Origin of the sequence: Smaragdicoccus niigatensis DSM 44881 = NBRC 103563 (genome assembly GCF_000380645.1) — a bacterium.
In the GTDB taxonomy this organism is placed as follows: Bacteria; Actinomycetota; Actinomycetes; order Mycobacteriales; family Mycobacteriaceae; genus Smaragdicoccus; species Smaragdicoccus niigatensis.
Genome location: NZ_AQXZ01000009.1, coordinates 56360 through 77984 on the forward strand (window position 1 = coordinate 56360; position 21625 = coordinate 77984).

The 21625-nt window shown below is 64.4% G+C and carries 22 protein-coding genes and 1 pseudogene; 8 read left to right on the top strand and 15 right to left on the bottom strand.

Annotated features, from left to right (window positions below; genetic code table 11):
* Window positions 1-240: 240 nt before the first annotated feature.
* The 4 genes and pseudogenes from F600_RS32240 to F600_RS0102375 form a co-directional block, all read left to right on the top strand.
* Window positions 241-486 (top strand): annotated as a pseudogene (locus tag F600_RS32240) (transglycosylase family protein); the annotation flags it as partial.
* 30 nt (window positions 487-516) lie between these two features.
* The gene (rsmA, locus tag F600_RS0102365; RefSeq protein WP_026306088.1) at window positions 517-1392 is read left to right on the top strand and encodes a 16S rRNA (adenine(1518)-N(6)/adenine(1519)-N(6))-dimethyltransferase RsmA; all 876 of its coding nucleotides are present in this window, start codon (window positions 517-519) and stop codon (window positions 1390-1392) included.
* Window positions 1393-1412: 20 nt separating this feature from the next.
* Window positions 1413-2357, top strand: coding sequence for a 4-(cytidine 5'-diphospho)-2-C-methyl-D-erythritol kinase (locus F600_RS0102370; RefSeq protein ID WP_018158980.1), 945 nt, complete (start codon window positions 1413-1415; stop codon window positions 2355-2357).
* The gene (locus F600_RS0102375; RefSeq protein ID WP_018158981.1) at window positions 2357-4120 is read left to right on the top strand and encodes an ABC-F family ATP-binding cassette domain-containing protein; all 1764 of its coding nucleotides are present in this window, start codon (window positions 2357-2359) and stop codon (window positions 4118-4120) included. The genes F600_RS0102370 and F600_RS0102375 overlap by 1 nt, the downstream gene beginning before the upstream one ends.
* Window positions 4121-4124: 4 nt before the next feature.
* Here the strand turns inward: F600_RS0102375 and F600_RS0102380 are convergent, their stop codons facing one another.
* The 3 genes from F600_RS0102380 to F600_RS0102390 are packed head-to-tail and all read right to left on the bottom strand — an operon-like array spanning window position 4125 to window position 7915.
* Window positions 4125-4895 (bottom strand): universal stress protein, encoded by a 771-nt coding sequence (locus tag F600_RS0102380; RefSeq protein WP_018158982.1) that lies wholly within the window; start codon window positions 4893-4895, stop codon window positions 4125-4127.
* Between the two features lie 50 nt (window positions 4896-4945).
* Window positions 4946-7441, bottom strand: coding sequence for a molybdopterin-dependent oxidoreductase (locus F600_RS0102385; protein ID WP_018158983.1), 2496 nt, complete (start codon window positions 7439-7441; stop codon window positions 4946-4948).
* 39 nt (window positions 7442-7480) lie between these two features.
* Window positions 7481-7915, bottom strand: coding sequence for a MarR family winged helix-turn-helix transcriptional regulator (locus tag F600_RS0102390; RefSeq protein ID WP_018158984.1), 435 nt, complete (start codon window positions 7913-7915; stop codon window positions 7481-7483).
* 71 nt (window positions 7916-7986) lie between these two features.
* On the opposite strand from F600_RS0102390, the gene F600_RS0102395 reads away from it, so the two are divergent.
* On the top strand, window positions 7987-8628 hold the full coding sequence (locus F600_RS0102395; protein ID WP_018158985.1) for a maleylpyruvate isomerase family mycothiol-dependent enzyme: 642 nt from the start codon (window positions 7987-7989) through the stop codon (window positions 8626-8628).
* Here the strand turns inward: F600_RS0102395 and F600_RS26505 are convergent.
* From F600_RS26505 to lepB, 5 genes are all read right to left on the bottom strand, one after another.
* Window positions 8625-9488, bottom strand: a complete 864-nt coding sequence (locus tag F600_RS26505; RefSeq protein ID WP_018158986.1) for an SAM-dependent methyltransferase — start codon at window positions 9486-9488, stop codon at window positions 8625-8627. The two genes, F600_RS0102395 and F600_RS26505, sit on opposite strands and share 4 nt — an antisense overlap.
* A gap of 175 nt (window positions 9489-9663) precedes the next feature.
* Window positions 9664-10506 (bottom strand): Abi-alpha family protein, encoded by an 843-nt coding sequence (locus tag F600_RS30005; RefSeq protein WP_018158987.1) that lies wholly within the window; start codon window positions 10504-10506, stop codon window positions 9664-9666.
* Between the two features lies 1 nt (window position 10507).
* Window positions 10508-11911: a DUF445 domain-containing protein gene (locus F600_RS0102410; protein WP_018158988.1), complete on the bottom strand. Its 1404-nt coding sequence runs from the start codon at window positions 11909-11911 to the stop codon at window positions 10508-10510.
* A 64-nt stretch (window positions 11912-11975) separates the two neighbouring features.
* Window positions 11976-12728, bottom strand: a complete 753-nt coding sequence (locus F600_RS0102415; protein ID WP_162141376.1) for a universal stress protein — start codon at window positions 12726-12728, stop codon at window positions 11976-11978.
* Between the two features lie 277 nt (window positions 12729-13005).
* Window positions 13006-13605, bottom strand: a complete 600-nt coding sequence (gene lepB, locus F600_RS26515; protein WP_018158990.1) for a signal peptidase I — start codon at window positions 13603-13605, stop codon at window positions 13006-13008.
* 30 nt (window positions 13606-13635) lie between these two features.
* On the opposite strand from lepB, the gene F600_RS0102425 reads away from it, so the two are divergent.
* Window positions 13636-14400: a hypothetical protein gene (locus F600_RS0102425; RefSeq protein WP_211220031.1), complete on the top strand. Its 765-nt coding sequence runs from the start codon at window positions 13636-13638 to the stop codon at window positions 14398-14400.
* Here F600_RS0102425 and F600_RS0102430 read toward each other — a convergent pair.
* The gene (locus F600_RS0102430; protein WP_040630121.1) at window positions 14375-14578 is read right to left on the bottom strand and encodes a hypothetical protein; all 204 of its coding nucleotides are present in this window, start codon (window positions 14576-14578) and stop codon (window positions 14375-14377) included. The genes F600_RS0102425 and F600_RS0102430 overlap by 26 nt on opposite strands.
* A gap of 119 nt (window positions 14579-14697) precedes the next feature.
* Between F600_RS0102430 and F600_RS0102435 the strand changes: the two genes are divergently transcribed.
* Window positions 14698-15177 (top strand): nuclear transport factor 2 family protein, encoded by a 480-nt coding sequence (locus F600_RS0102435; protein ID WP_018158993.1) that lies wholly within the window; start codon window positions 14698-14700, stop codon window positions 15175-15177.
* On the opposite strand, the gene F600_RS0102440 is transcribed toward F600_RS0102435, so the two are convergent.
* From F600_RS0102440 to F600_RS0102465, 6 genes are all read right to left on the bottom strand, one after another.
* Window positions 15174-16763 carry a peptide chain release factor 3 gene (locus tag F600_RS0102440; protein WP_018158994.1) on the bottom strand — a complete coding sequence of 530 codons (1590 nt, stop codon included), beginning with the start codon at window positions 16761-16763 and terminating at the stop codon, window positions 15174-15176. The genes F600_RS0102435 and F600_RS0102440 overlap by 4 nt on opposite strands.
* 12 nt (window positions 16764-16775) lie before the next feature.
* Complete coding sequence (pth, locus tag F600_RS0102445) at window positions 16776-17354, bottom strand: aminoacyl-tRNA hydrolase (protein ID WP_018158995.1); 579 nt, start codon at window positions 17352-17354, stop codon at window positions 16776-16778.
* A complete protein-coding gene (locus F600_RS0102450; RefSeq protein WP_018158996.1) occupies window positions 17351-18007 on the bottom strand; it encodes a 50S ribosomal protein L25/general stress protein Ctc in 657 nt (218 codons plus the stop codon). Before F600_RS0102450 ends, pth begins: the two co-directional genes overlap by 4 nt.
* A gap of 210 nt (window positions 18008-18217) precedes the next feature.
* On the bottom strand, window positions 18218-18703 hold the full coding sequence (locus tag F600_RS0102455) for an SRPBCC family protein (RefSeq protein ID WP_018158997.1): 486 nt from the start codon (window positions 18701-18703) through the stop codon (window positions 18218-18220).
* 2 nt (window positions 18704-18705) lie between these two features.
* The gene (locus F600_RS26520; RefSeq protein WP_018158998.1) at window positions 18706-19329 is read right to left on the bottom strand and encodes a TetR/AcrR family transcriptional regulator; all 624 of its coding nucleotides are present in this window, start codon (window positions 19327-19329) and stop codon (window positions 18706-18708) included.
* A gap of 27 nt (window positions 19330-19356) precedes the next feature.
* The gene (locus F600_RS0102465; RefSeq protein WP_018158999.1) at window positions 19357-20523 is read right to left on the bottom strand and encodes an aminotransferase class V-fold PLP-dependent enzyme; all 1167 of its coding nucleotides are present in this window, start codon (window positions 20521-20523) and stop codon (window positions 19357-19359) included.
* A gap of 136 nt (window positions 20524-20659) precedes the next feature.
* Here F600_RS0102465 and egtD point away from each other — a divergent pair, with 136 nt between their 5' ends.
* Window positions 20660-21622 carry an L-histidine N(alpha)-methyltransferase gene (egtD, locus tag F600_RS0102470; protein WP_018159000.1) on the top strand — a complete coding sequence of 321 codons (963 nt, stop codon included), beginning with the start codon at window positions 20660-20662 and terminating at the stop codon, window positions 21620-21622.
* Window positions 21623-21625 lie beyond the last annotated feature (3 nt).

Consider the following 21625-nt stretch of genomic DNA (forward strand, 5'->3'; position numbering starts at 1 on the left):
GTGCCTCCTCTGGCAGCGGCGTCGGACGACGATGTGATCGCGTGGGAGCCCGACGTGGCGACGATCCCCGACGAGAAGTCCCGTTCTGATATCGCGGACCTCGCGGTCCCGGAACCAACGTCAGAAACGACGACGGAGCAAAATGCTCCGCCGTCGTCGTTTGTGGAGGTACCAAAACCGACCACTACCGAACCGGAGCGCACCCAGAACTTCGCGCCACCGCCAGCCCCCGTCACCGGAAATTCGAACTGGGACGCCCTCGCGCAATGCGAGGCAACCGGCAACTGGCAGATCAATTCCGGCAACGGGTTCTACGGCGGTCTGCAGTTCACGCAAGGCACGTGGCAGGCCTACGGCGGCGGTGCGTACGCGCCCCGAGCGGACCTGGCCAGCCGGGACCAGCAGATCGCCATTGCCGAGCGCGTGCTCAACGGGCAGGGGTGGGGAGCCTGGCCTGCTTGCTCGGGCAAGCTCGGTTTGTTCTGATTGCAGGGTGACGACGACGGAACAGACCCAGTGAGCCGGGCTAGAGGAACGGTTTCGCTGCTCGGTCCCGCCGAGATCCGCACTTTCGCCGAGGAACTCGGCATCCGTCCGACGAAACAACTCGGCCAGAACTTCGTCCACGACCCGAACACCGTCCGGCGCATCGTCGACGTCGCCGGCGTCGATGAGAACGATGCGGTCATCGAGGTCGGTCCCGGCCTGGGATCGCTGACGCTCGCGCTGCTCGATGTCGTCGATTCGGTGACCGCCGTCGAGATCGACCCCGTTCTTGCCGGCCGCCTGCCGGACACAGTGGCCCAACGCGCCGCCTCAGAGGCTCACAGGCTGAAAATCATCGGTGCGGACGCGTTGCGAGTACGGCGCGCGGATTTCGACGTCCAGCCGACGGCTCTCGTCGCCAACCTGCCGTACAACGTGTCCGTGCCGGTTCTGCTGCATCTGCTGGCCGAACTGCCGACGCTGCGGACCGCGCTCGTCATGGTGCAGGCCGAGGTTGCCGACCGGCTCGCCGCGGGCCCCGGCAACAAGGTCTACGGGGTCCCGAGCGTCAAAGCCGGCTTCTTCGGCACTGTGTCGCGGGCGGGTTCGGTGGGCAAGAACGTCTTCTGGCCCGCGCCGCAGGTGATGTCCGGCCTCGTCCGGATCGACCGTTACGAAGAATCGCCCTGGCCCACCGATACCGAGTTCCGCAAGCGGGTCTTCACCGTCGTTGACGCGGCTTTCGCACAACGCCGGAAGACTCTGCGGGCCGCTTTGGCGGGCTGGGCCGGTAGTGCTCCCGCGGCGGAAGAGGCGCTCCGGGCCGCGGGAATCGACCCGGCAGCCCGCGGCGAGACGCTGACCACCGCTGACTTCGTCCGGCTCGCGACCGCCCGTCGCGGCTGAGCCAGATACGCTTACTCCTTGTGCTGTCGGTAGTTCCGCGATCGGTGACGGTCCGAGCCCCCGCGAAGGTCAATTTGTTCCTCGCGGTCGATGACCTGCGGCCTGATGGCTTCCATGACCTCGTCACCGTCTTTCAAGCGTTGTCGATCTACGACGAAATCACCGTCCGGCCGTCGACCGAGCTGTCGGTGTCGGTCAAGGGTGAGGGCGCCGCGGACGTTCCGACCGACGCGTCGAACCTCGTGTGGAAAGCCGCGGAGGTGCTCGCCGAGATCGGCAAGCGCGACCCCGAGGTCGACATCCACATCGACAAGTCCATCCCCGTAGCGGGTGGAATGGCGGGCGGCAGTGCCGATTGCGCGGCTGCGCTCGTCGGGCTCAATGCGCTGTGGCGTCTCGATCTGTCCCGCGACGAACTGCACGAGATCGGCGCTGAACTCGGCAGCGACGTGCCCTTTGCGCTCCAGGGCGGTACCGCGATCGGCACGGGTCGAGGCGAGAAGCTTCTCCCGGTTCTCTCCCGGAACACGTTCCACTGGGTCCTCGCCCTCGCCAAGGGCGGGCTGAGCACGCCGTCGGTCTTCCACGAGCTCGATCGCTTGCGCGCGAACGGCTCGGCTCGGCTCATGGGCGAGCCGGAACTTCTCATGCAGAAGCTCGTGCAAGGCGACGTCAACCACATCGCGGAGCTCATCGGCAACGACCTGCAGTCCGCGGCGCTGAGCCTCAAGCCGGAGCTGCGCCGAACCTTGCGTGCCGGTCAGGAGGCGGGCGCGCTGGCCGGAATCGTGTCCGGCTCGGGTCCGACGTGCGCGTTCCTCTGTCAGGACGCCGAGACTGCGATCCAAGTCAGCGCCGAACTCGCCGGCGCCGGGGTGTGCCGTAGCGTGCGTGTGGCATCGGGTCCGGTCCACGGCGCCCGCATCATTCCCGATTATCACGGAAGGGGAGGGCATCCCTCCTAGTGGCAAACCTCGTCAACCTCGAACAAGTCTCGAAATCCTTCGGCATCGCGCCGCTGCTCGACAACGTCTCGCTCGGCGTTCTGACGGGTGAGCGCATCGGTGTCGTCGGGCTCAACGGTGGCGGCAAGACGACGATGCTCGAGATCCTCGCCGGTATCACCGAACCCGATTCCGGGCGCGTGAGTCGCGTGGGCGGACTGCGCATGGCTGTGGTCACCCAGCGCGGGCATTTGCCAAAAGGCGCCTCAGTCCGCTCGGTCGTCCTCGACCCACTCGGCGGCGAGGAACACGAATGGGCCGGTGACGCGCGCATTCGGAACATCCTCGAGGGCATTGGCCTGCGCGAACTCGAAGACGACCTCGACGCCAAGGTCGACTCTCTTTCCGGTGGTCAGCGTCGCCGGGTGGCGCTCGCCGCGGCGCTGGTTCAAGACCTCGATCTCCTCGTCCTTGACGAACCCACGAACCACCTCGACGTCGAGGGCGTCCAGTGGTTGGCGCAGCACTTGCTGGCGCGACGCAGCGCGCTCGTGGTCGTGACTCACGACCGCTGGTTCCTCGACACTGTCGCGAGCAAGACCTGGGAGGTTGCCGACGGTCGCGTCGAGAGCTACGAAGGCGGCTACAACGACTGGATCTTCGCGCGGGCCGAGCGCACCCGCCAGGCCGACGCGGCGGAATCTCGGCGCCGAAATCTAGCGCGCAAGGAACTCGCTTGGCTGCGCCGCGGAGCGCCGGCGCGAACGTCGAAGCCGAAATATCGAATCGAGGCGGCCGAGGCGCTCATCGCCGATGTCCCGCAGCCACGTGACGGTGTTGCGTTGGCCGCATTCGCCCGGCGTCGGCTCGGTCGCGTCGTCGTCGAACTCGAAGACGCCACGATCACCACGCCGGACGGCCGGGTTCTGCTCGAGGACCTCACCTGGCGGCTCGCGCCGGGGGAGCGCGTCGGCTTGGTTGGTGTCAACGGTTCGGGAAAGACGACGCTGCTGCGGGCGATCGCGGGGGAGGTGCAGCTGCAGTCCGGTCGACGTATCCAAGGGCAGACCGTCAGCATCGGCTGGCTGCGCCAGGAGCTCGACGATCTTCCCGGCGGCATGCGGGTGCTCGAGGCCGTTCAGGAGATCGCGGGTCGAATTCAACTGGGGGACAAAGAAATCAGCGCCGGACAGCTGGCTGAGCGACTCGGCTTCAGTCCAGCTCGGCAGCGCACGCCAGTGCGAGACCTCTCCGGAGGGGAACGTCGCCGCCTGCAATTGACCCGCATCTTGATGTCCGAGCCGAATGTCTTGCTGCTCGATGAGCCGACGAACGACTTGGACATCGACACCTTGCAACAACTCGAGGATCTGCTCGACAACTGGGCGGGGACGATGATCGTGATCAGCCACGACCGGTACCTCATCGAGCGCGTGTGCGACTCGGAATGGGCACTGTTCGGAGACGGAAAGCTGACCCACCTCCCCGGCGGCATCCCGCAGTACCTGGAAAGGCGGGCGGCTACGGACGCGGTTTCTGGTTCGACGGCCATCAAGCCGGCAACCGACGGTGCTGCAGCACGGGCGGCCCGCAAGGAACTGGCAAAGGTCGAGCGTTTGATCCAGAAGCTCGACGCGCAGGAAGCCAAGCTTCACGCCCAACTCGCTGCGGCTGCGACTGACCCAGCTGCGGCGCTCGCACTCGATGCGCAACTGCGCCAAGTGGTCGCCGAGAAGGAAGCCGCCGAGCACCAGTGGATGGAGCTCGCCGAACTCGCGGAGTAGAGGCCTAGTGGCGGGTGTTCACCAAGAGCAGGTTGCCGTTGTAGTGGTGCGTCACGTGGTTGACCGTCGACCCGAAGAATCGCCCAGGTCCGGCCATGCCCGAGTTTCCGATGACGAGGAGGTCGTAGCCCTTCGCGTTGGCCAGCGTTCGGCCAGGCTGGACACCGAGCAGCACGTCGGTTTCGATCTTCGCGGCCGGGTTCGCTGCCGTGATCGCGTCGGCCACCGGCTCGGCGATCCGGCGTGCGGCGCTGTCGCTGATTCCGACCGCAACGAGATGTGCTCGGGCACCCAGTTCTGTGCTCAGGGCCAGGCCTCGCTGAACGTCCAACCGCGACATCGGGGAGCCGTTCGTCGCGAGCCCGATCTTCGACCACTTGGGCTCGGTGCGGGTGAACAACACGTCTGCGGCACTGTGGTGCGACAGGTGGTTCGAGACGCTGACGACGATCCGGGATCCCGCGTGGTGCAGGCCCTCGGAACCGACGATGAACAGGCAGTCCGGGTTCTCCTTCGTCCACGTGTGCAGGGCGCTCGAGGGATCACCGAGGCGGACTTCCTCCTCCTCGACCTCTGCGCCGAGTTCGGCCAACTTCTGGGCTGCCTTGTCGGCAGTCTCGTTGGCCCAGTACTCGCCTTGTTCGGCGTTGGCGGCAACGATCGGCACGCAGGGAACGCCGAGCGCGGACGCCAGACTCGCTGTGACTCGAATCGCCTGGGCCGCAGCCGCAGAGCCGTCGGTCCCGACAAAGATGCGTGGATAGAGCGTCGTCACGGCATGCAGGCTAGGCGATGCAAGGTCATCCTGGGAAACGAAACTCCGACTTAGTTCAGTACCTCGACCCGAGCGGGCACGTTCTTGTGCCACGGGGTGTTGAAGAACTTGTCGCGGCGGCTGTTTGTGGTCAGGTCATTGGGCGCCACGCCGACCTGCACCTCGACACCATCGGCGTTCGGGTAGGTGACGCCGAGGCCGTTCGGCAGCGAGATGTGCCCCTTCTGCATGATGTCCGTGACTTCAACCGTGGCTTCGGCAGCACCCGCCGAAGTGACCACCCGGACGTTGTCGCCATCCGAGATCTGCAGTTCAGTCGCGTCGGCCGGCGATATTCGTAATGCGCCGCTACGGTCGCGTCGACGCCATTGCGGATCGCGGAAGATCACGTTGGCGGTGAATGCACGGCGTTCGCCGGCCGACAGCGTCAGCGGGAACTCCTCGGTGGTGTAACAGGGTTCGGTCGCGTCAAGCGTTGCGAGCTCCTCCAGCAGGACGGGGATGCTCGCGTGTATCCGCTGGTCGTCGTGGTGAATGTACTTCCAGGCGTCTTCGTACCGGTCCTCGGTGATCGTCACGCCTTCGCGGCGGGACTGGATCGCCTCGAAGAGCTGCTCTCCCTTGCTGAATCCGGTTCCGCGGTAGCCCGCCCGAGATACCGCATCGGGATACGCGATCGCGCAGATGTGTGCCATACCCCACACGACCGCGATCGATTCCTGTCCGGCCGGGAGAGTGGATCCCAGCGTCTTGTACAGCAGGTACGGCACCAGTCCGGCGAGATGCGGCTTGGCTGCGATCGTCGAAAAGAATGCCAGCGCGAACGCCGCACGGCTGGTGCGAGCGGCTGCGGTGAGGTCCTTGATGAGATCAGCGTCGACAACGCCCAACGCATCGATGAGCGCAACGTAGATCTCTGGCTCCGGACGGGTGCCCGGTAGGCGCTCCATCAGCGGTGCGCGCAGCTGATACGTGTTGTGCGGGAAGTGCAGTGTGAACATCGAGCCTTCCCATTTCTCGAACTGGCTGGTCGCGGGAAGCACGTAGTCCGCACAGCGAGCAGTCTCGGTGAAGGCGACGTCGACGACGACGGTGAGGTCGAGCTTCTCGAAAGCTGCCCGCATCCGGGCGGACTCGGGAAGTGAGTGCACTGGATTCGAGGCGTCGACCCACAACGCGCGCAACCGGTCCGGGTGATCGGTCAGGATCTCGTCGGTGATCGAGCTGGCCGGCACGAGCCCGGCCAGAATCCGGGCCCCGGTTACCGGAGTTACCTCGGGCGCGTTGTGCATGTTCAGGGTGTTGGCGATCGACCGGGCGAGCGGTACGGACACCGCATCGAAGAACGCGTCGAGAGTTGCCTCGGAGATCGCGTTTGCCGCTCGTCGCGTCGGTGCAGTGCGGACCATTCCCGACATCGCGGCGCGCAGCAGGCCGGCGCCGCGCTTCATCGCGAGATCGCCGAGGACACGGCGGCCCGAAACGAGCGCGGACGTACGTGTGGGCGGAATGTGATGCCAGTAGCCGGCGAGCGGGAACAGCCAGGAGTGCATATGGACGGCACCGGGCTTACCGAAATTGCCGGTGAGGATCCACATGAGCTTGTTCAGGTACGACACCAAAGTGCTGTTGGGTCCGTGCTGGACGCCGATGTCTTCGTAGGTCGCGACGCTCTTTGCCGAGGCGATGCGGCGCGCGGCGGTCCGGATCAGGTCTTCGGGTACGCCACACCGGCGGCTGTGGTCCGCGACATCGATGGGCCGCAGTGCGTCGACGACCTCATCGACACCGGTCGCATGTTCGGCCAGCCACGCATGATTGATCAGGTTCTCCTGAACGAGCGTTCCGAGGATTGCGGTCAGGCACCAGGCATCGGTTCCCGGCTTGACCTGAAGGTGGATGTCGGCGATGGCCGCCGTCTCCGATCGACGCGGATCGATGACGATCATGGTCCGGTTGGGGTCGCGGGAAATCTCGCGCAGGACCGTCCGGGCATGGGCGACGCCGTGGCTTTGCCACGGGTTCTTCCCGACGAAGACGGCAACCTCTGACTTCTCGTAGTCCCCGCAGGTGTGGCTGCCGTACAGCTCACTGTCGACCCAGCCCTCGCCCGTCTTCTCCTGGGCGAGCGCGTTCGAGTAGTAGACCCCGCCGACCGCGTGCAAAAGGCTTCTGCCGTAGGCCGCGCCGAGGTGATTTCCCTGGCCGCCGCCGGCGTAATAGAAGATCTTGTCCCCGCCGTGGGTGTCGCGGATTGCGCCCAGCTTGGCCGCGATTTCCGTGATCGCGGTGTTCCAGTCGATCTCTTCGTACGTGCCATCGGGTCGACGTCGGAGCGGGCTGGTGAGCCGATGCGGATTGCTCTGGTAGTGGTCCAGGCGAAGCGGCTTTTCGCAGGTGTAGCCCGCGGAGGCGGGGTGCGCCTTGTCGCCGCGGATCTTCACCAACGCGCGATCCTGGACCTGCACTTCCAGTCCGCAGTTGCTCTCGCACAGGATGCAGGCGGTCTTCTGCCAGACGGCTTCCGCCGACTCGGTGGCGCTCATCGGCTCAACCTACTAGACCGTTTGGTCTATGACAATGGGTCACATGAAGGGGTCGGTGAGCGGTCGCAGTTCGGTGAGGATCTCGTGCAGTTGGGTCATCCGTCCGGGTCCGAGACGTTCGGTCCACTCCGCATAGATCGTGGCCTCGGTCGCCTCGGCGATCGTGACGATCTCCTTGCCCTTGGCGGTGAATCGGACCAGTCGGGCGCGCGCATCGGACGGATCGACGGCGCGTTCGACGAGCCCGGCCTTCTCGAGTTGATCCACGAGGTGCGTCGCGGTCTGCTTGGTGACCTGCCCTTGTTCAGCGAGGTCGGAGAGTCGACTGCCCGATTCGGCGATCCGTGCTGCGAGCCGCGCCTGTGCGAGTGTGATGCCCGTGAATCCGGCGTCCCGAACGGCAGCGATCACCCGGGTTTCGATCGCTCGGCTGGCGATGAACATCAGAACGCCGACGCGCGGTGTTTCGGACATGACTCCCCGTTGCGAATAGTTCGATCATCGAACTATATTAGTTCCAACTTCGAACTAATAGTAGGTGGCACGTGAACATTGACGAGGTATGGGCCGCGATCGACACCCATCGCGCCCGGACCGCCGATCTCCTCGAATCCCTGACGGACGAAGAGTTTGAGGCGCCGTCGTTGTGTGACGGCTGGACCGTTCGCGACGTCGCGGCGCATCTCACGCTGCAGGACCTGGGCTTCTGGACGGCGATCGCCAAAGGTGTGCCGCTCATGGTGCGACACCGCGGTGGCACCAATACGGTGATCCACTATTCCGCCAAGGAGTATTCGCGCCTCCCCAAAGAGGAACTGATCCGGCGGCTGCGGGCTCTGATCGGCGCGAGAAAGCACAACTTCGGTTTGTCGCCGCGCGAACCCCTCGTCGACGTGCTGGTGCACAGTCAGGACATCGCGATCCCGCTCGGTCGGCAACTGGAACTTCCGATCGATGCGGCCGCGGCGGCCGCCCGGCACGTGGTGTCCTACGGCAACGGGTGGAAGTCCAAGGTGTTCAAGAAGTTCGCGGTCGCCGACGTGCGGCTGACCGCGATCGACACGGACTTCGCCGTGGGTGAGGGGCCCGAGGTTCAGGGAACGATGACCGCGCTGCTGCTCCTGCTTGTCGGTCGCACCGTGGCCCTCGACTTGGTCGAAGGGCCGGGCTTGAAGGTGCTTACCTAGACGACCGGCTTGCGTGCGTGCACGATGCCGGCGGTCAGGATGCCGCGTTCGTAGCACTTGGACTGCAGCTTCGCGCCGATGACGTTCTGGTTCATCCAGTGCGTCCGCAGCTTGAGCCTGTAGGCCACCGCATTGACCGGGGTCGCGATCTTGGCCATGCGGGCGACCGTGCGAGCCGAACGACGGATGTGTTCGACGATGTCACGCGCCTGGATGTCTTCGAATCCGACCTCGGCAGCGCCGGCGGCGAACTCATCGATGGTGTCGACGTCTTCGATCGCCCAGCAGTCCATCGCCGCATGCAGCAGATCCTCATCCTCGGGAGAGAGGTCACGAACACTGCGGAACGGGTCTTCGACGCCCAGTTGGCCGCCCGGCTTCAGCACGCGGAACGCCTCACGGAGGAATTCGCGCTTGTCCGGGGCATAGCAGACCGCTTCCTGGGACCACACGATGTCGAAGGACTCGTCGGCGAAACCGGTGTCGCTGTAGTCGCCAAGTTGAATCGTCACGAGATCGCCCAAGCCACGACGGCGAGCGATCTTGTTGCCACGCTTGACCTGGGTGGGACTCAGCGTGAGGCCGACAACCTCGACGCCGAACGTCTCGGCGAGCCACATCGACGAGCCGCCCACACCACAGCCCGCATCCAGAACGCGGATTCCCGGCTTGAGGTTGAGCGGCTCGGCAACCTGCTTGTTCATGTTGATCAGGGACTGGCCGTGACGGCGAGTCGTCTCATCCCAGTAACCCGCGTGGAGAGCGTGTGCCTTGCGGTTCGACCAGAAAAGCTTGTAATCGATCCAGGTCTGCTCGTAGTAGTCCACGATCGGCGCGTGGTGCGACCTGGTCGTCGTCATTAAGGAATCTCCTGGCACTGGGAACTACGTTGAGATCAACGTTAGGGCAGGCTCGGCACCGCATTCAATTCTGAAGGAATTTCATCACATTTCTTGGACACCTGTTTGTCACCTAAAACAAGTCTGCGGCTGGCGAGGTGCCAGCCGCAGACAAATCTGGAGCGCACGTGCTCTTTTAATCGAACCGAGGACCTTTACCGAGGTACTTGTCGTTGATGCGACTGTCGATCCAACCACCGGCGGTGTAATCGCCGATGTCGAAACACGCATCGCAGAACTGCTGGCCGAACATCGACAGGTAGATGCTGCGGTAAACCGAGATCACCTTCTTGTGCTCGTGCATGACTTTGACGGACTCGTAGTGACCATCGAGCAGTGCATATCGGCGCGGGTCGTCGACCGGTTCCTCGGAGAATCGGACGAGGCCGAGCCGGTTGAGGTTGGCCAGGTACTGCTTGCCGAGGTTCGGCCAGCTGCATCCCGCGAACTCCGGGATCCAGCTGATGCCGCCGGCGAGGCGCTTGGAGCCGCGCATCATGAAGGTCTTCGTGCGCCAGTCGATCGACGGCTGCGGGCCCGCAGCGGCAAGGAAGCGCAGGATACGAGCCTCGTCCGGGGTCAGTTCCTTGAGGATCGCGGCGAACGACGGGTGGAAGTCCTTCGGCTGGTTCGCAACGTTCCAGGACAGGGCAAGCAGCGCGTTGCCCTGTGCCTTCAGTTCGTCGGCCGACGCACCGTGAAACTTCTCGGCGAACTCGTCGTGACCGATACCGAGTGCGGTCCCGACGGCCGAGCGGACCTCGGCGACCCGGTGGTCGATGATCGTGCTGATGTCCTCGCCCTGGACAACGTCCTTGACGACACCGGTCGCGACGTCGGTCGTGCCCTTGACGGCGCTTCCGACGACGCGCTGAACGGTCGAACTGGCGAGCCGGGCAAGGCCGACCGCGTCGAACGGGTTGGAAACCGGCTTGCCGTCGTGGTCGTCCGCGACCCTGGGTTCTGGTTCTTGACTCATGTCAGGCTCCAAAGATGAGGATGTGAATGGCTCCGACGACGATGCCGAGCAGGCCACCGTGGGCGTACAGCAGCCATGCGTCCTGTTCGATCGCCGCGAGAAGAATCTCGCCGAACTCGTCGGGAGGCAACTCGCGCAGCTTCTGCGTTGCGAATTCCTCGATGAAGTCGGCCTGCATGGCGAGGAAGTCCTCGTCCTTGGTCAGCACGTCGGCCATGCCGAGCGCGGCTGTACCGGCACCGGCCTTGATCTGCTCGAACTCCTTGCCACCGACGGCCTGACGGATCGCCGGCATCAGCGGTCCGAGGACGTGGTGGACTTCGGTGTTGAGCTGTGCGTTGATGAGACCCTGTGCGCGGTCACCGCGAGCACCGTAGAGAAGCTCGTCGATGATGTTCTTCGGGGTCAGAATCCGGTACGCGAGCGCGTGGCCGAAGTCGGCTGCAGCGGCGTGTTGGCGCTTGATGAGCAGACCCTGTCGCCAGATGCACTTGTACCAAGGCTGCGGCTCACCGGGCGTGAACACGACCTTGATCGCGATGATGTTCACGACGATTCCGATGAGGGCGGCACCGGTCAGGACCATGAGCCACGCCGGGATCGCGCCGACCACCGGAATCTTGTCGTAGACGTTGAGCCACAGCGCCAGCATGACGCCGAACGGTCCACCGAGCAGGCCGATCTTGACCATGAAACGGAGCTCCGGGGCGCCCAGGCCCTGAATGAGGTCGCGAAGAACGTCCGGCTGGCGGCGCAGGAAGCCGATGACCAGAAGCTTCGCATCGATGAGGTTGTCGATGTTGACACGGATTCGCTCGAATGCGCGGCTCGAGATTCCGGGAAGTTCGGTCTCCACACGTTCGAACACGGTGTTCTTGATCTGCTGCGGGACATCGCGCCAGAGCTGCGGGTTCTCGCGCTTCATGATGTCGTCGACGAGAGGCCGGATCTGCGGCTTGGCGACGTTGATGATCTGCCGTTCGATGGCCTCGCGGTCCATCTGGCCGATGAGGTCCGCGAGCGTGCCGATCTTCGCGATCGCGAGGTCGTACGTGATCGCCGCGACCTTCTCTGCACGTGCGGGCACGAAGCCCTGGAATCCGATGATGCCGCCCGGCGCCCAGCAGGGGAGGATCTGGAGCTTGCGCGGCAGCCACGGGAAGATGAACTTCACGCCGGGCATGTAGAAGCCGGTGAAATTGATCGGAACGAACAGCATCAGAACGCCGGTCCAGTTGGTGAGGACACCGGCGATCGCGCTGAAGATCGGAATGGTGAGAAGTTCGACCCAGAACTTGTCGCCATCGTTGTGCCCGAAGGTGATGAACGAGGGCTTGAAGGTGTGGAACCACTCTTCCCACGGAATACCGAGGGGGCTCTCGGCTAGCAGCTGTAGGTGGGACACTCGACGCTCCCTTGCGAAGTATCTCGGGTGTTGCTGACTGGACGGTTGGTGGTTTGCGGTGCGATCACTCGCGGTTGGTATTGGCGAGCAGGAGGTTGCATTCGAGGCCGTGGGTGATCTTGTTGGCGACCGAGCCGAGCAGTCGAGCCGGACCACTCATGCTCTTGTTGCCGATCACGACCAGGTCGTACTTCCAGCCGGCGTTGATGACTGCCGTAGCTGCCTGCGGGTCTTCGAGAACCTCGCGTTGAATGTCGGCGTCCGGGTACTTCGCGGTGAGCTCAGCGAAGATGCCGGCCATCGCCTCTTCACCCTGTTCCAAGTTTTTCGCGCCGGTGATCAGGCGCGGATGTGCATGCAGCGCAATGGCGAGCGTGATCCCGCGCCGAACCGCGCGGTGACTCGATTCCGAGCCGTCGGTCGCCAGCGCGACGTGGTTCCAACGCGTCGGAAGCGGGTCGCGGGCGAATAGGACGTCCGCCTTGCTGTGGTGGGAGAGACGGTTCGACGTGCTGCCGACAATACGGCTGGTGGCCTTGTTGAGGCCCGACGATCCGACGACCAGCAGGACACGGGGGTCATCGTCGGCGACGTCGACCAGGACGTCACCCGGGTCGCCCTCGGGGGTCGAAATGGTGATATCGCTGATGCCCAGCTCGCTCAGGATCGACTTCGCGTCGCTGACGATGGAAACGGCCTCGCGTTCGCTTTCGCTCCACACCGAGACGAGAGTCACCGGGACGCTGAGCCGGCTCGCGATCTTTCCGCCAAGCCGAACGGCCGCAGTGGCGTCCGTCGACCCGTCGGTCCCGATCACGACCCGAGGATACGAGTCCATTGTCTGGGCCTTCCGATCTGTCCCAGTGGGACTGAGGGTCTCAATGAATATGGCCCGCTACCTGCACTTATACAGTCGCGTGGATGTTTCCGGACGCTACCATTCGTGATCAACCAGAGATGGCAGATCGACAAATGCTTATCGTCTGCCGATCGTTATACATCCGGCTTGCGTGGCACCGCGAATCGCAAACCACTCGGTCCTAACGTCAGCAGCGATCGGGCGTCCGTTGGCCGGAGTGGCACGTGCACATTCATTACTCGGGTTTAGCAGGAACCAGGGTCACGTCTGACTCGATGCTGCCGAATTCGCTCAACGGCAGAGCCCGGAATGAGACGGCACCATCGATGAGATCGATCGGGAACCAGCCGTGTTTGCGGGAATCCTCCGATGCACCGATGTTGTCGCCCACGACGAACACCTTGCCTGGTGGCACGACCTGCTTGCGCGGTCGCGGTGACAGCTTGCCCTGCGCATCGCAGCAGTTCGAACCCACCGTCGTCCAGCGGGTCTCCCATGCCGGGTTGCGGACCTCGAACCAGGGGCCTTTGCTGCCTGGTTGCACCAGAACCACTCCGGGCCCAGAGCCCCACTTGTCGATCTTGATGGTGTCGCCCGGAAGGGCAATAACGCGTTTCACGACTTTCGCACCAGTCGCCGTGAATTGCCCGATGACGATGCTGAACCGCTCCGGCTCATCGATGGACGTCAAGAACACCCGATCGCCATTGAGCAGCGTCGGCTCCATGCTCTCGCCATCGATGCGTCGGCTCAGGGTGAAGACCCCGGCCGCGACGGCGGCGATCACAGCGAGGCACAGTGCCATGCCGATCGCGACGATGCGCAAACCCTTCATGGACACGTCCCGTCTTGCGGAGGCTCGGCGATGAGGCGCCGGATTCGACGCCGCGCGTACGGTATCGGAGAAAGAGCGGCGACGCTAGCGATCGGCACTGTGGGCGCGGTGGTTGTGACGATCGCGGCGGTTCTGCCGTCTGGGGTGGATTCGTCGACAACGGCGGTCGAAGTCGGAAGTCTCGCCGGCCTTTCCGGTGCGCCGCCGGAATCGCCCATTCGCCTCACCGCCGACGCAGCGTTGTTCGAGGGTGTCGGTCTCGTCAAGACCGCTGCCGCGACTCGCGGTTTCGACGGTGAACAGTCGCCCGACGACACGATCTACCTGAAGATGAATCGACTCATCGCCGACAACCTCACGATTGCGTCGACGATCAACGGGCACCGGGTGACGGTTCGAAACGACAATCGTGGTGACCCGAATCTGGCGGCGATGGCCGGGGGACCGGGCTCTGCCGTGGAAGCGTGGGCCGTCGTCAACGGCATGGACGTCTGCATCCCGCAGAAGGACCTCGACAAGTCCGCCGACGCGCTGGGAGTGCATGCGGCGCAAGCGAAGAAGCTCATCGGCAACGCGTATGCGCCCTACCGGAATCTGCCGGTTGGACGCGCCGGGCAGTGCATACCGCTCGGTGATCTGGCGCCGGCACTTTCGTACCTGACCGAAAGCGGTGGAGTTCTACCGCCGAAGATTCACACCGAGAATCTCGATCTGACCGTCTTTCAATTGACGGTCGATAAAGAGCCGGGACTGTCGTCCCTGACCGCACCTACCGCCGTGATCGGACTCGAATAGGCGCAGGAGTGCGGAAGGAATTGCGGAACTGTTCCCACGTGCTCGACGGAACCATGGCCACGAGGAACCAGGCGATCGCAATCGGCACGAGGATGTACGCGAACTTGACCACGAGTGTCATCACCGCCACGAACCCAAGCATGACGACGACGCCCACACCAGTCAGGATCTCGGCCACCACGTACCTCCAGAATTTTCGGTTCTGATGATTGAAACTGGCCGCGGACCGAAATTGATACCTATTTCCTGGCAAATGGGTTCTCAATCACAATTCGAAATCGGCCTAAAATAGCTGGTATGGACCTCGACGCGATCGCCGCGATCAGCCGGTTGAAGTACCGGCACGTGCGAGCGCTCGATACCAAACAATGGGACCTGTTCGCGGACACCCTCACCCCGACTGCCGAGGCCACCTACGGCGAATACCTGCAGTTCGAATCACGCGACGCCTTCGTGCAGTTCATGCAGGAAACGCTCGGTCCGCACGTCCTGACCGAGCATCGGTGCGGCCATCCGGAAATCGACGTCAAGGGCCGCACCGCGACCGGAGTGTGGATGTTGTCGGATCTGGTGCTGATCCCCGAACACGACAAATTGCTCCGTGGTTCGTCGGTGTACACCGACGAATACCAACTGTGTGAAGACGGAGCCTGGCGAATCTCGTCGACGACCTACAAACGGACGTTCGAGCTGAGTTATTCGCTCAAGGACCTGCCCTCGTTCAAGCTCACGGCTCCCGGGTGGATGCCGCCTCCGGCAGATGCCGACGAAGGCTAGTCAGCCGTCGCGACCAGCGGCTCGAGCGTGAGCTTCGGGTGCTCCTTCTGGATGAACTGCAGCCGCCACTTGTCGCTCACGAGTGCGAGCAGCGCGCCATCGGTGCGCGTGAAGACCTCGACGCCGCGCTGACGGCCGAGTTCGACCGCCGACTCGGCATCGGTCCGGCGAGCGAGCGCGTATCCGAGCGACTCCATCCGCGCCTCGACATTGAACTCCGACTTCATTCGCGCCGCGACGACCTCGAACTGCATCGGGCCGACGGCCGCGAGAACCGGGGAGGCGTCGCCACGGATGTCGTTGCGCAGAACCTGCACGACACCCTCGGAGTCCATCTGCTCGACCGCACGACGGAACTGCTTGTACTTCGCCGCGCTCTCGGCCCGAAGGACCGAGAAGAACTCCGGTGCGAACGAGGGGATCGGCGGGTATTCGACCTTCTTGTCTGCGTACAGCGTGTGGCCCGGAGCCAGGGCCGTCGCGTTCACCAAGCCGACGATGTCACCCGGGTACGCGGTCTCGACCGTCTCGCGCTCGCGGCCGAAAACCGTCAGCGCGTACTTGGTGGTGAAGGTGCGGCCGGTCTGCATATGGGTGACCATCATGCCCCGCTCGAACTCGCCGGAGACGATGCGCATGAACGCGAGGCGGTCGCGGTGTGCGGCGTCGAGGCCGGCCTGCACCTTGAACACAACGGCACTGAAAGCGTCTGTGACGCTTCGAGTTCCCGCATTGACGTCGGTGCGTGGTCCGGGTGGCGGCGCGATCGACACGAGCGTGTCGAGCAGCTGCTTGACTCCGAAGTTCAGCATTCCGGATGCGTAGATGACGGGGGAGGTGATGCCGTCGAGGAACGCTTGGAGGTCGTGGTCCTGACCGGCGCCCGACAGCAGTTCGCTCTCCTCTGCGGCCGTCTCCCACGCGTCGGTTTCCATGTCTGCGGCCTGCTCCGGGGTGAAGTACTCCTCCGGCGCCGCCTTCGCGCCACCCGCGGTGCGCGTGAACTTGATGTACTCGACTGCTTCGCCGTCCGCGCCGCGGCGCAGTAGGCCGCGGAAGTCGCCGGCGATGCCGACGGGCAGGAACAGGGGAGTAGGCAGCAGGCCGATGCGGTCCGCGATCTCGTCGAGCAGTTCGAGCGGCTCGCGACCCGGCCGGTCCCACTTGTTGATGACCGTGATGACCGGGATACCGCGGTGCTTACACACCTGGAACAGCTTGAGAGTCTGCGGTTCGAGGCCCTTCGCGGCGTCGATGAGCATGACCGCGCAGTCGACCGCGGTGAGCACCCGGTAGGTGTCCTCGGAGAAGTCGGCGTGGCCGGGGGTGTCGACGAGGTTGATGACGTGATCGTCGTAGGTGAACTGCAGCGCCGTCGAGCTGACCGAGATACCGCGGGCCTTCTCCATCTCCATCCAGTCGGAGACGGTCGACTTGCGGCCGGCCTTGCCGTGGATCGCGCCCGCCTCGGAAATCGCACGAGCGTGCAGTGCCAGCGCCTCGGTGAGCGTCGACTTTCCCGCGTCGGGGTGCGAGATGACGGCGAACGTCCGGCGGCGGGCGACTTCGGTGGCGAGGTCAGTCACGGAGAAATGTCCTTAGTGAAGGCGGTTCTGGGCGGCTTCGAGGCCCAGTTCAAGCAGTTGCTCAGCCGCGTCGGCAGCATGCTCCACCAGAACGGCGAGTTCCTTCTGCTCCACGGAGGAGAACGGCTTCAGCACGAAATCTGCTGGGTCCTGTCGGCCCGGTGGCCGACCTATGCCGAAGCGTACGCGCAGGTAGTCGCGGGTGCTCAGGGCGGCCGTCAGCGACTTGAGCCCGTTGTGTCCGCCTTCGCCACCGCCGCGCTTGAGCCGGATCGTGCCGAATTCCAGATCCAGTTCGTCGTGGATGACGATGACGTTCTCGGCGGGGATGCCGAAGAAGTTCGCGAGTGGGCCGATCTGGCGGCCGGAGACATTCATGAAAGTGCGCGGCTTGGCGAGCACGATCTTCGTGCTGCCAAGCCGCGCTTCCACGACGTCTGCTCCGGACTTCTTGTGAATCCGAAAACCCGACCCCACGCGCGCGGCAAGCACATCGACGACCATCTGGCCGACGTTGTGGCGCGTGCGTTCGTACTGGGGACCGGGGTTGCCCAGCCCTACAACGAGGGCTGGGCTGATGGGAGCGGTCACTCCTCGCTTGCGGCCTCTGCCTCAGCGGTCTCGCCCTCGGCAGCCTCGGCAGCTTCGCCCTCGGCGGCCTCAGCCTCTTCGCCCTCAGCGGCCTCCGGCTCCTCTTCCTTCGGAGCGACGACGACGTTGACGAGCAGCGCCTCCGGGTCGCCCGCGAGGACAGCGCCATCCGGCAGTTCGAGCTGGCCGGCGAGGAACTGGGTGCCGGCCTCGGCGCCCTCGATGTTGATCTCGAGCTGCTGCGGAACCTTGAGCGCGTCAGCCTCGATCGAGACGGTGTTGGCGTCCGTGGTGACGAGCGTGCCGGAAACGGCCTCACCGACGACGACGACCTGAACGTCGACCGTGACGCGCTCGCCCTTCTTCAGGACAAGGAGGTCGGCGTGCTCGATGTAGCGACGCAGCGGGTGGACGACGACCGACTTGGTCAGCGCGAGCTGGCTCTTGCCGTCGATCTGGAGGCTCAGAACGGCGTTGACACCGTTCGCGCGGAGGATCGCGGCGAAGTCACGAGCGCTCACCGCGAGGTGCTGGGGCTCGGTGCCGTGACCGTAAAGGACGGCGGGGACCTGGCCGGCGGCGCGGGCGCGACGGGCGGCACCCTTACCGAACTCGGTACGGACAGTAGCCTCGAGAACGTTGGCTTCAGACATTGAATACGGCTCCTACATCTAGCGGAAGTTTCAGCCCTGGGGGCTATCCCGAAGAGTGGGGCCAATTAGCGCGCGCTCGACACACAAGGCAGCACAGAAGTGTGGAGCCTTGCCGCGTCGATCACGGTCCGCTAGATGGCGACCCTCGCCGAGACAACGAGGTTAGAGCTTACCCCAGCTGTCCCGAGTCACTGAAATCGGCATCGATCATCAGGAATTGACCTTCTCGGTGAGCGCGGCGATGCGGTCGAGGGACTCGATCATTCCCTGGCGCAGGGCGGCGCGATCGTCTTTGATTCCCGCCAAAGTCCCGATGATGAACCAGCCGAACGGGGTCACCGGATCGATGACTCGGTAGGACTCGGTGACGAGAGTTCCGCCTTCGACCGCCTCGAACGTGTAGCGCCACTCCACGGTTCCGCCGCCCGGCTTCTCGGTGCGCTGCCACGCGACTTCACGGCCGGGATCGAGGACCGTCATGACCGGCCAGTTCGGCCAGCTGAGGCGTCCCATCGAATTGATCGTCCGGAAGCGTGCTCCGACTGCGGGGCCGGTCGCGCCTTTGATCCACTTGATGTTCTTGACATACGGGCTGTACTCAGGCGTCCGGGTCACGTCCGCGATTAGGTCGTAGAGGGCCTGGGGTTCGGCGGCGATGACGCGGGAGACTGTGTCGGTGTCGAGTTGTTGACGCATGGCTAGCTCCTGGGTAGATAGGCGTTGATGAAGATTTCCGCCATTCGGCGGGTACGTGAGGTGAAGCGGCCGCTCTCGAAGTCGGCGTGCGGCTCGTTGGCGAGTTGCTGAGAAATCAGCCCGCTGAGCATGACGGTGTAGAGAGTCAGGAATTCGTCGAGGTCGGTGTCCCGGCGAAGGTGACCGTCGTCGATTGCCTGACTGAATGCAGCGGCGATCATGTCCATGGATTCCGCGCTCGGCGCGAACGCTTCCGCGCTCGGGGCGAATCCGGGGACGGGCCGCCAGAACAACAGTTGTGCCATCGCCTGATGCGACAAGCACCAGCCGACCATCGCATCGCACGTGGCGTAATACAGCTCGACGCCGGTGGTGCCGGTCGCGATCAGGCTGCGCACCATCTCGAGGATGTCTTGCGATCCGCGCCGGAAGATCTCGTCATAGACGGCGTGCAGCGACGGAAAGTACTTGTACAGCGACGGTGGCCGGATGCCCATGCGCCGGGCCATCTCCGAGATCGAGAGTCCGCCGGCGCCGTCGACGGACATGATGTCGAGCGCATGGGCGAGTGCTTCGTCGATGACGGCCTCGCGTCTCGCCTGCGTTCGGCTAATTGGTGTAGCCATAGCTAAAGGCTATAGCCAAATCGCGTCTTAGCGCAAGGCTTCGACGGACTCCGCGAATTTCTCCAGGTCGGCGGGGGACACGAAACAGTGCGGCGAGGCACGGACCACACTGCTCAAGCCCCGGCGATCCATGTCCAGCAATGTCGAGGATCGATGGCTGACGGTGACGACGATGTTCTGCTCCGCAAGCGCGTCCCGGACTTCCGTGCACTCGCGGCCACCGATGGAGAAGGAGACGATCCCGGCGAGTTCACCGTCCGGGTCGTGAACGCTGACGCCGGGGATATCGCGTAGTTGCGCGCGGGTGGTTGCCGCCGTGGAGGCGATCGCCGCGAACACCGAGTCGGGTCCGAGGTCGAGGAGGTAATCGATCGCCGTCCCGAGGCCGAGGCGAGCGGCGACGTTGCACTCCCAGAATTCGAAGCGCGACGCGTCGGGAGCCACGTCGAAGTCCGCGATCGACTGCCAGGTTGCGCCATGGAGGTCGAGTCGGCTCGGGGTCAGGTCCAGGCGCGGATCGACGTAGAGAAGGCCCGTCCCGCGCGGGCCACGCAACCACTTCCGTCCGGTCGCGGACAGCGCGTCGACGCCCATCGCCGAGACGTCGAGGGGGAGTTGACCCGCGGATTGGCAGGCGTCGAGAAGGACCAGGGCGCCGACCCGATGGGCGAGATCGACAACCGGGCGAACCGGATTTACCACACCACCGTTCGTCGGGACGTGGACCAGGCTCACGAGCTTGACCCGCTCGTCGAGCATCCGCTCAAAGGCCTCGAGGTCGATGCGGCCGGACGGGTCGCAGGGGATCGGTTCGACCGTCGCGCCGGTCTGCTCAGTCCGCTGCAACGCGGCGATCGCATTGCTGCCGTATTCGATGTGCGAGATGAGAATTCGATCGCCGGTCTGCAGCGGCACACTGTAGAAGAAGTCCGACCACGATCGAGATGCGCTGTCGCTCAGGGCAATCGAATCAGTGGGGGCATTGATGAGGCGGCCGATCGACGTCTTGACCGCGGAGAGGTCGTCGAGGCGCTCGTTGGCCGCGCGGTAGCCACCGACTTCGGCTTCGCGGCGAACATGTCGCATCACCGTCTCGACGACCGGGTTCGGTGGCAGGGACGATCCCGCGCTGTCGAGGAAGACGAGGTTCTGGCAAGCGGGGGCGTCAGCGCGTACGTCGTCGAGCGTCCACATGGTCGCGACGCTACCCGCGATTCCTTACCGGTCGGTGACGGACCATCACGGAACGGTGCGGCGGGTCGTGAGGAATGACTAGGGTCGGTTTTGGTGTTGGTTTGAGGAGTTGTGTAGCCCGGGTATGAGGAGATTGATGACTTCCGCAACCATCGAAGTCCACTTGGTAGAAGACGATCTGCTCAGTGCGCTTCGATCCGACGTTCTGACCGGGTTGACGTCCTCGCCCAAGGTTCTTCCGCCGAAGTGGTTCTACGATGCTCGCGGCAGTGAGTTGTTCGACCAGATCACTCGCCTGCCCGAGTACTACCCCACGCGAACCGAGAGCGCGTTGCTGCACCGGTCCGCGGGCGAAATTGCCGCGCTTGCCAAGCCCGACATCCTCGTTGAGCTCGGTTCAGGCTCGGCGGAGAAGACGCGGACGCTGCTGACGGCGCTGGACTCGCTCCGCATGTTCGTCCCGCAGGACTTCTCGCCGGCCGCGCTCGAGGAAGCCGCGACCGCGGTGAAGTCCGAGTATCCGCACCTTGTGGTGCATGGCGTCGTCAGCGACTTCACCGAAACTCTGCACAACCTGCCGGGCGGCGGCAGCCGGATGATCGCGTTCCTCGGCGGGACGATCGGCAACTTCGCGCCCGATGAGCGAGCCGAGTTCCTGAGCAGCATTCGTGCCGTCCTGCAGCCGGGGGAGCAACTCGTGCTCGGCGCAGGCCTCGTTATCGACGAGTCCGTGCTGGTGCCCGCCTACGACGACGCCGCGGGCGTGACTGCGGAGTTCAACCGAAACGTGCTGCGCGTCATCAACTCTCGGCTCGGCGGCAACTTCGATCCGGATGCGTTCCGGCATGTTGCGCGCTGGGATGCACAGAACAACTGGATCGAGATGCGGCTCGAGGCGACCAAGGCGATGACGGTGCGCATCGAGGATCTCGATCTCGACGTGCAGTTCGCCGCGGGTGAGCAGATGCGCACGGAAATCAGCGCGAAGTTCACCACTGATGGGCTACGTAGCGAACTCGCGACCGCGGGCTTCGAGACCACTCACATCTGGACCGACGATCTGGACCGATTCGCGCTGGTACTGGCGACGGCGCGGTAGGAG

Coding starts and splice junctions, on each gene's coding strand:
- F600_RS0102385 (WP_018158983.1), bottom strand. CDS start 7,441: ATGAGCGCCACCGAGTCGGCGGAAGCCGTCTGGCAGAAGACCGCCTGC.
- F600_RS0102390 (WP_018158984.1), bottom strand. CDS start 7,915: ATGTCCGAAACACCGCGCGTCGGCGTTCTGATGTTCATCGCCAGCCGA.
- F600_RS26505 (WP_018158986.1), bottom strand. CDS start 9,488: ATGACGACGACCAGGTCGCACCACGCGCCGATCGTGGACTACTACGAG.
- F600_RS30005 (WP_018158987.1), bottom strand. CDS start 10,506: ATGAGTCAAGAACCAGAACCCAGGGTCGCGGACGACCACGACGGCAAG.
- lepB (WP_018158990.1), bottom strand. CDS start 13,605: ATGAAGGGTTTGCGCATCGTCGCGATCGGCATGGCACTGTGCCTCGCT.
- F600_RS0102425 (WP_211220031.1), top strand. CDS start 13,636: ATGAGGCGCCGGATTCGACGCCGCGCGTACGGTATCGGAGAAAGAGCG.
- F600_RS0102435 (WP_018158993.1), top strand. CDS start 14,698: ATGGACCTCGACGCGATCGCCGCGATCAGCCGGTTGAAGTACCGGCAC.
- F600_RS0102450 (WP_018158996.1), bottom strand. CDS start 18,007: ATGTCTGAAGCCAACGTTCTCGAGGCTACTGTCCGTACCGAGTTCGGT.
- F600_RS0102455 (WP_018158997.1), bottom strand. CDS start 18,703: ATGCGTCAACAACTCGACACCGACACAGTCTCCCGCGTCATCGCCGCC.
- F600_RS26520 (WP_018158998.1), bottom strand. CDS start 19,329: ATGGCTACACCAATTAGCCGAACGCAGGCGAGACGCGAGGCCGTCATC.
- F600_RS0102465 (WP_018158999.1), bottom strand. CDS start 20,523: ATGTGGACGCTCGACGACGTACGCGCTGACGCCCCCGCTTGCCAGAAC.
- egtD (WP_018159000.1), top strand. CDS start 20,660: ATGACTTCCGCAACCATCGAAGTCCACTTGGTAGAAGACGATCTGCTC.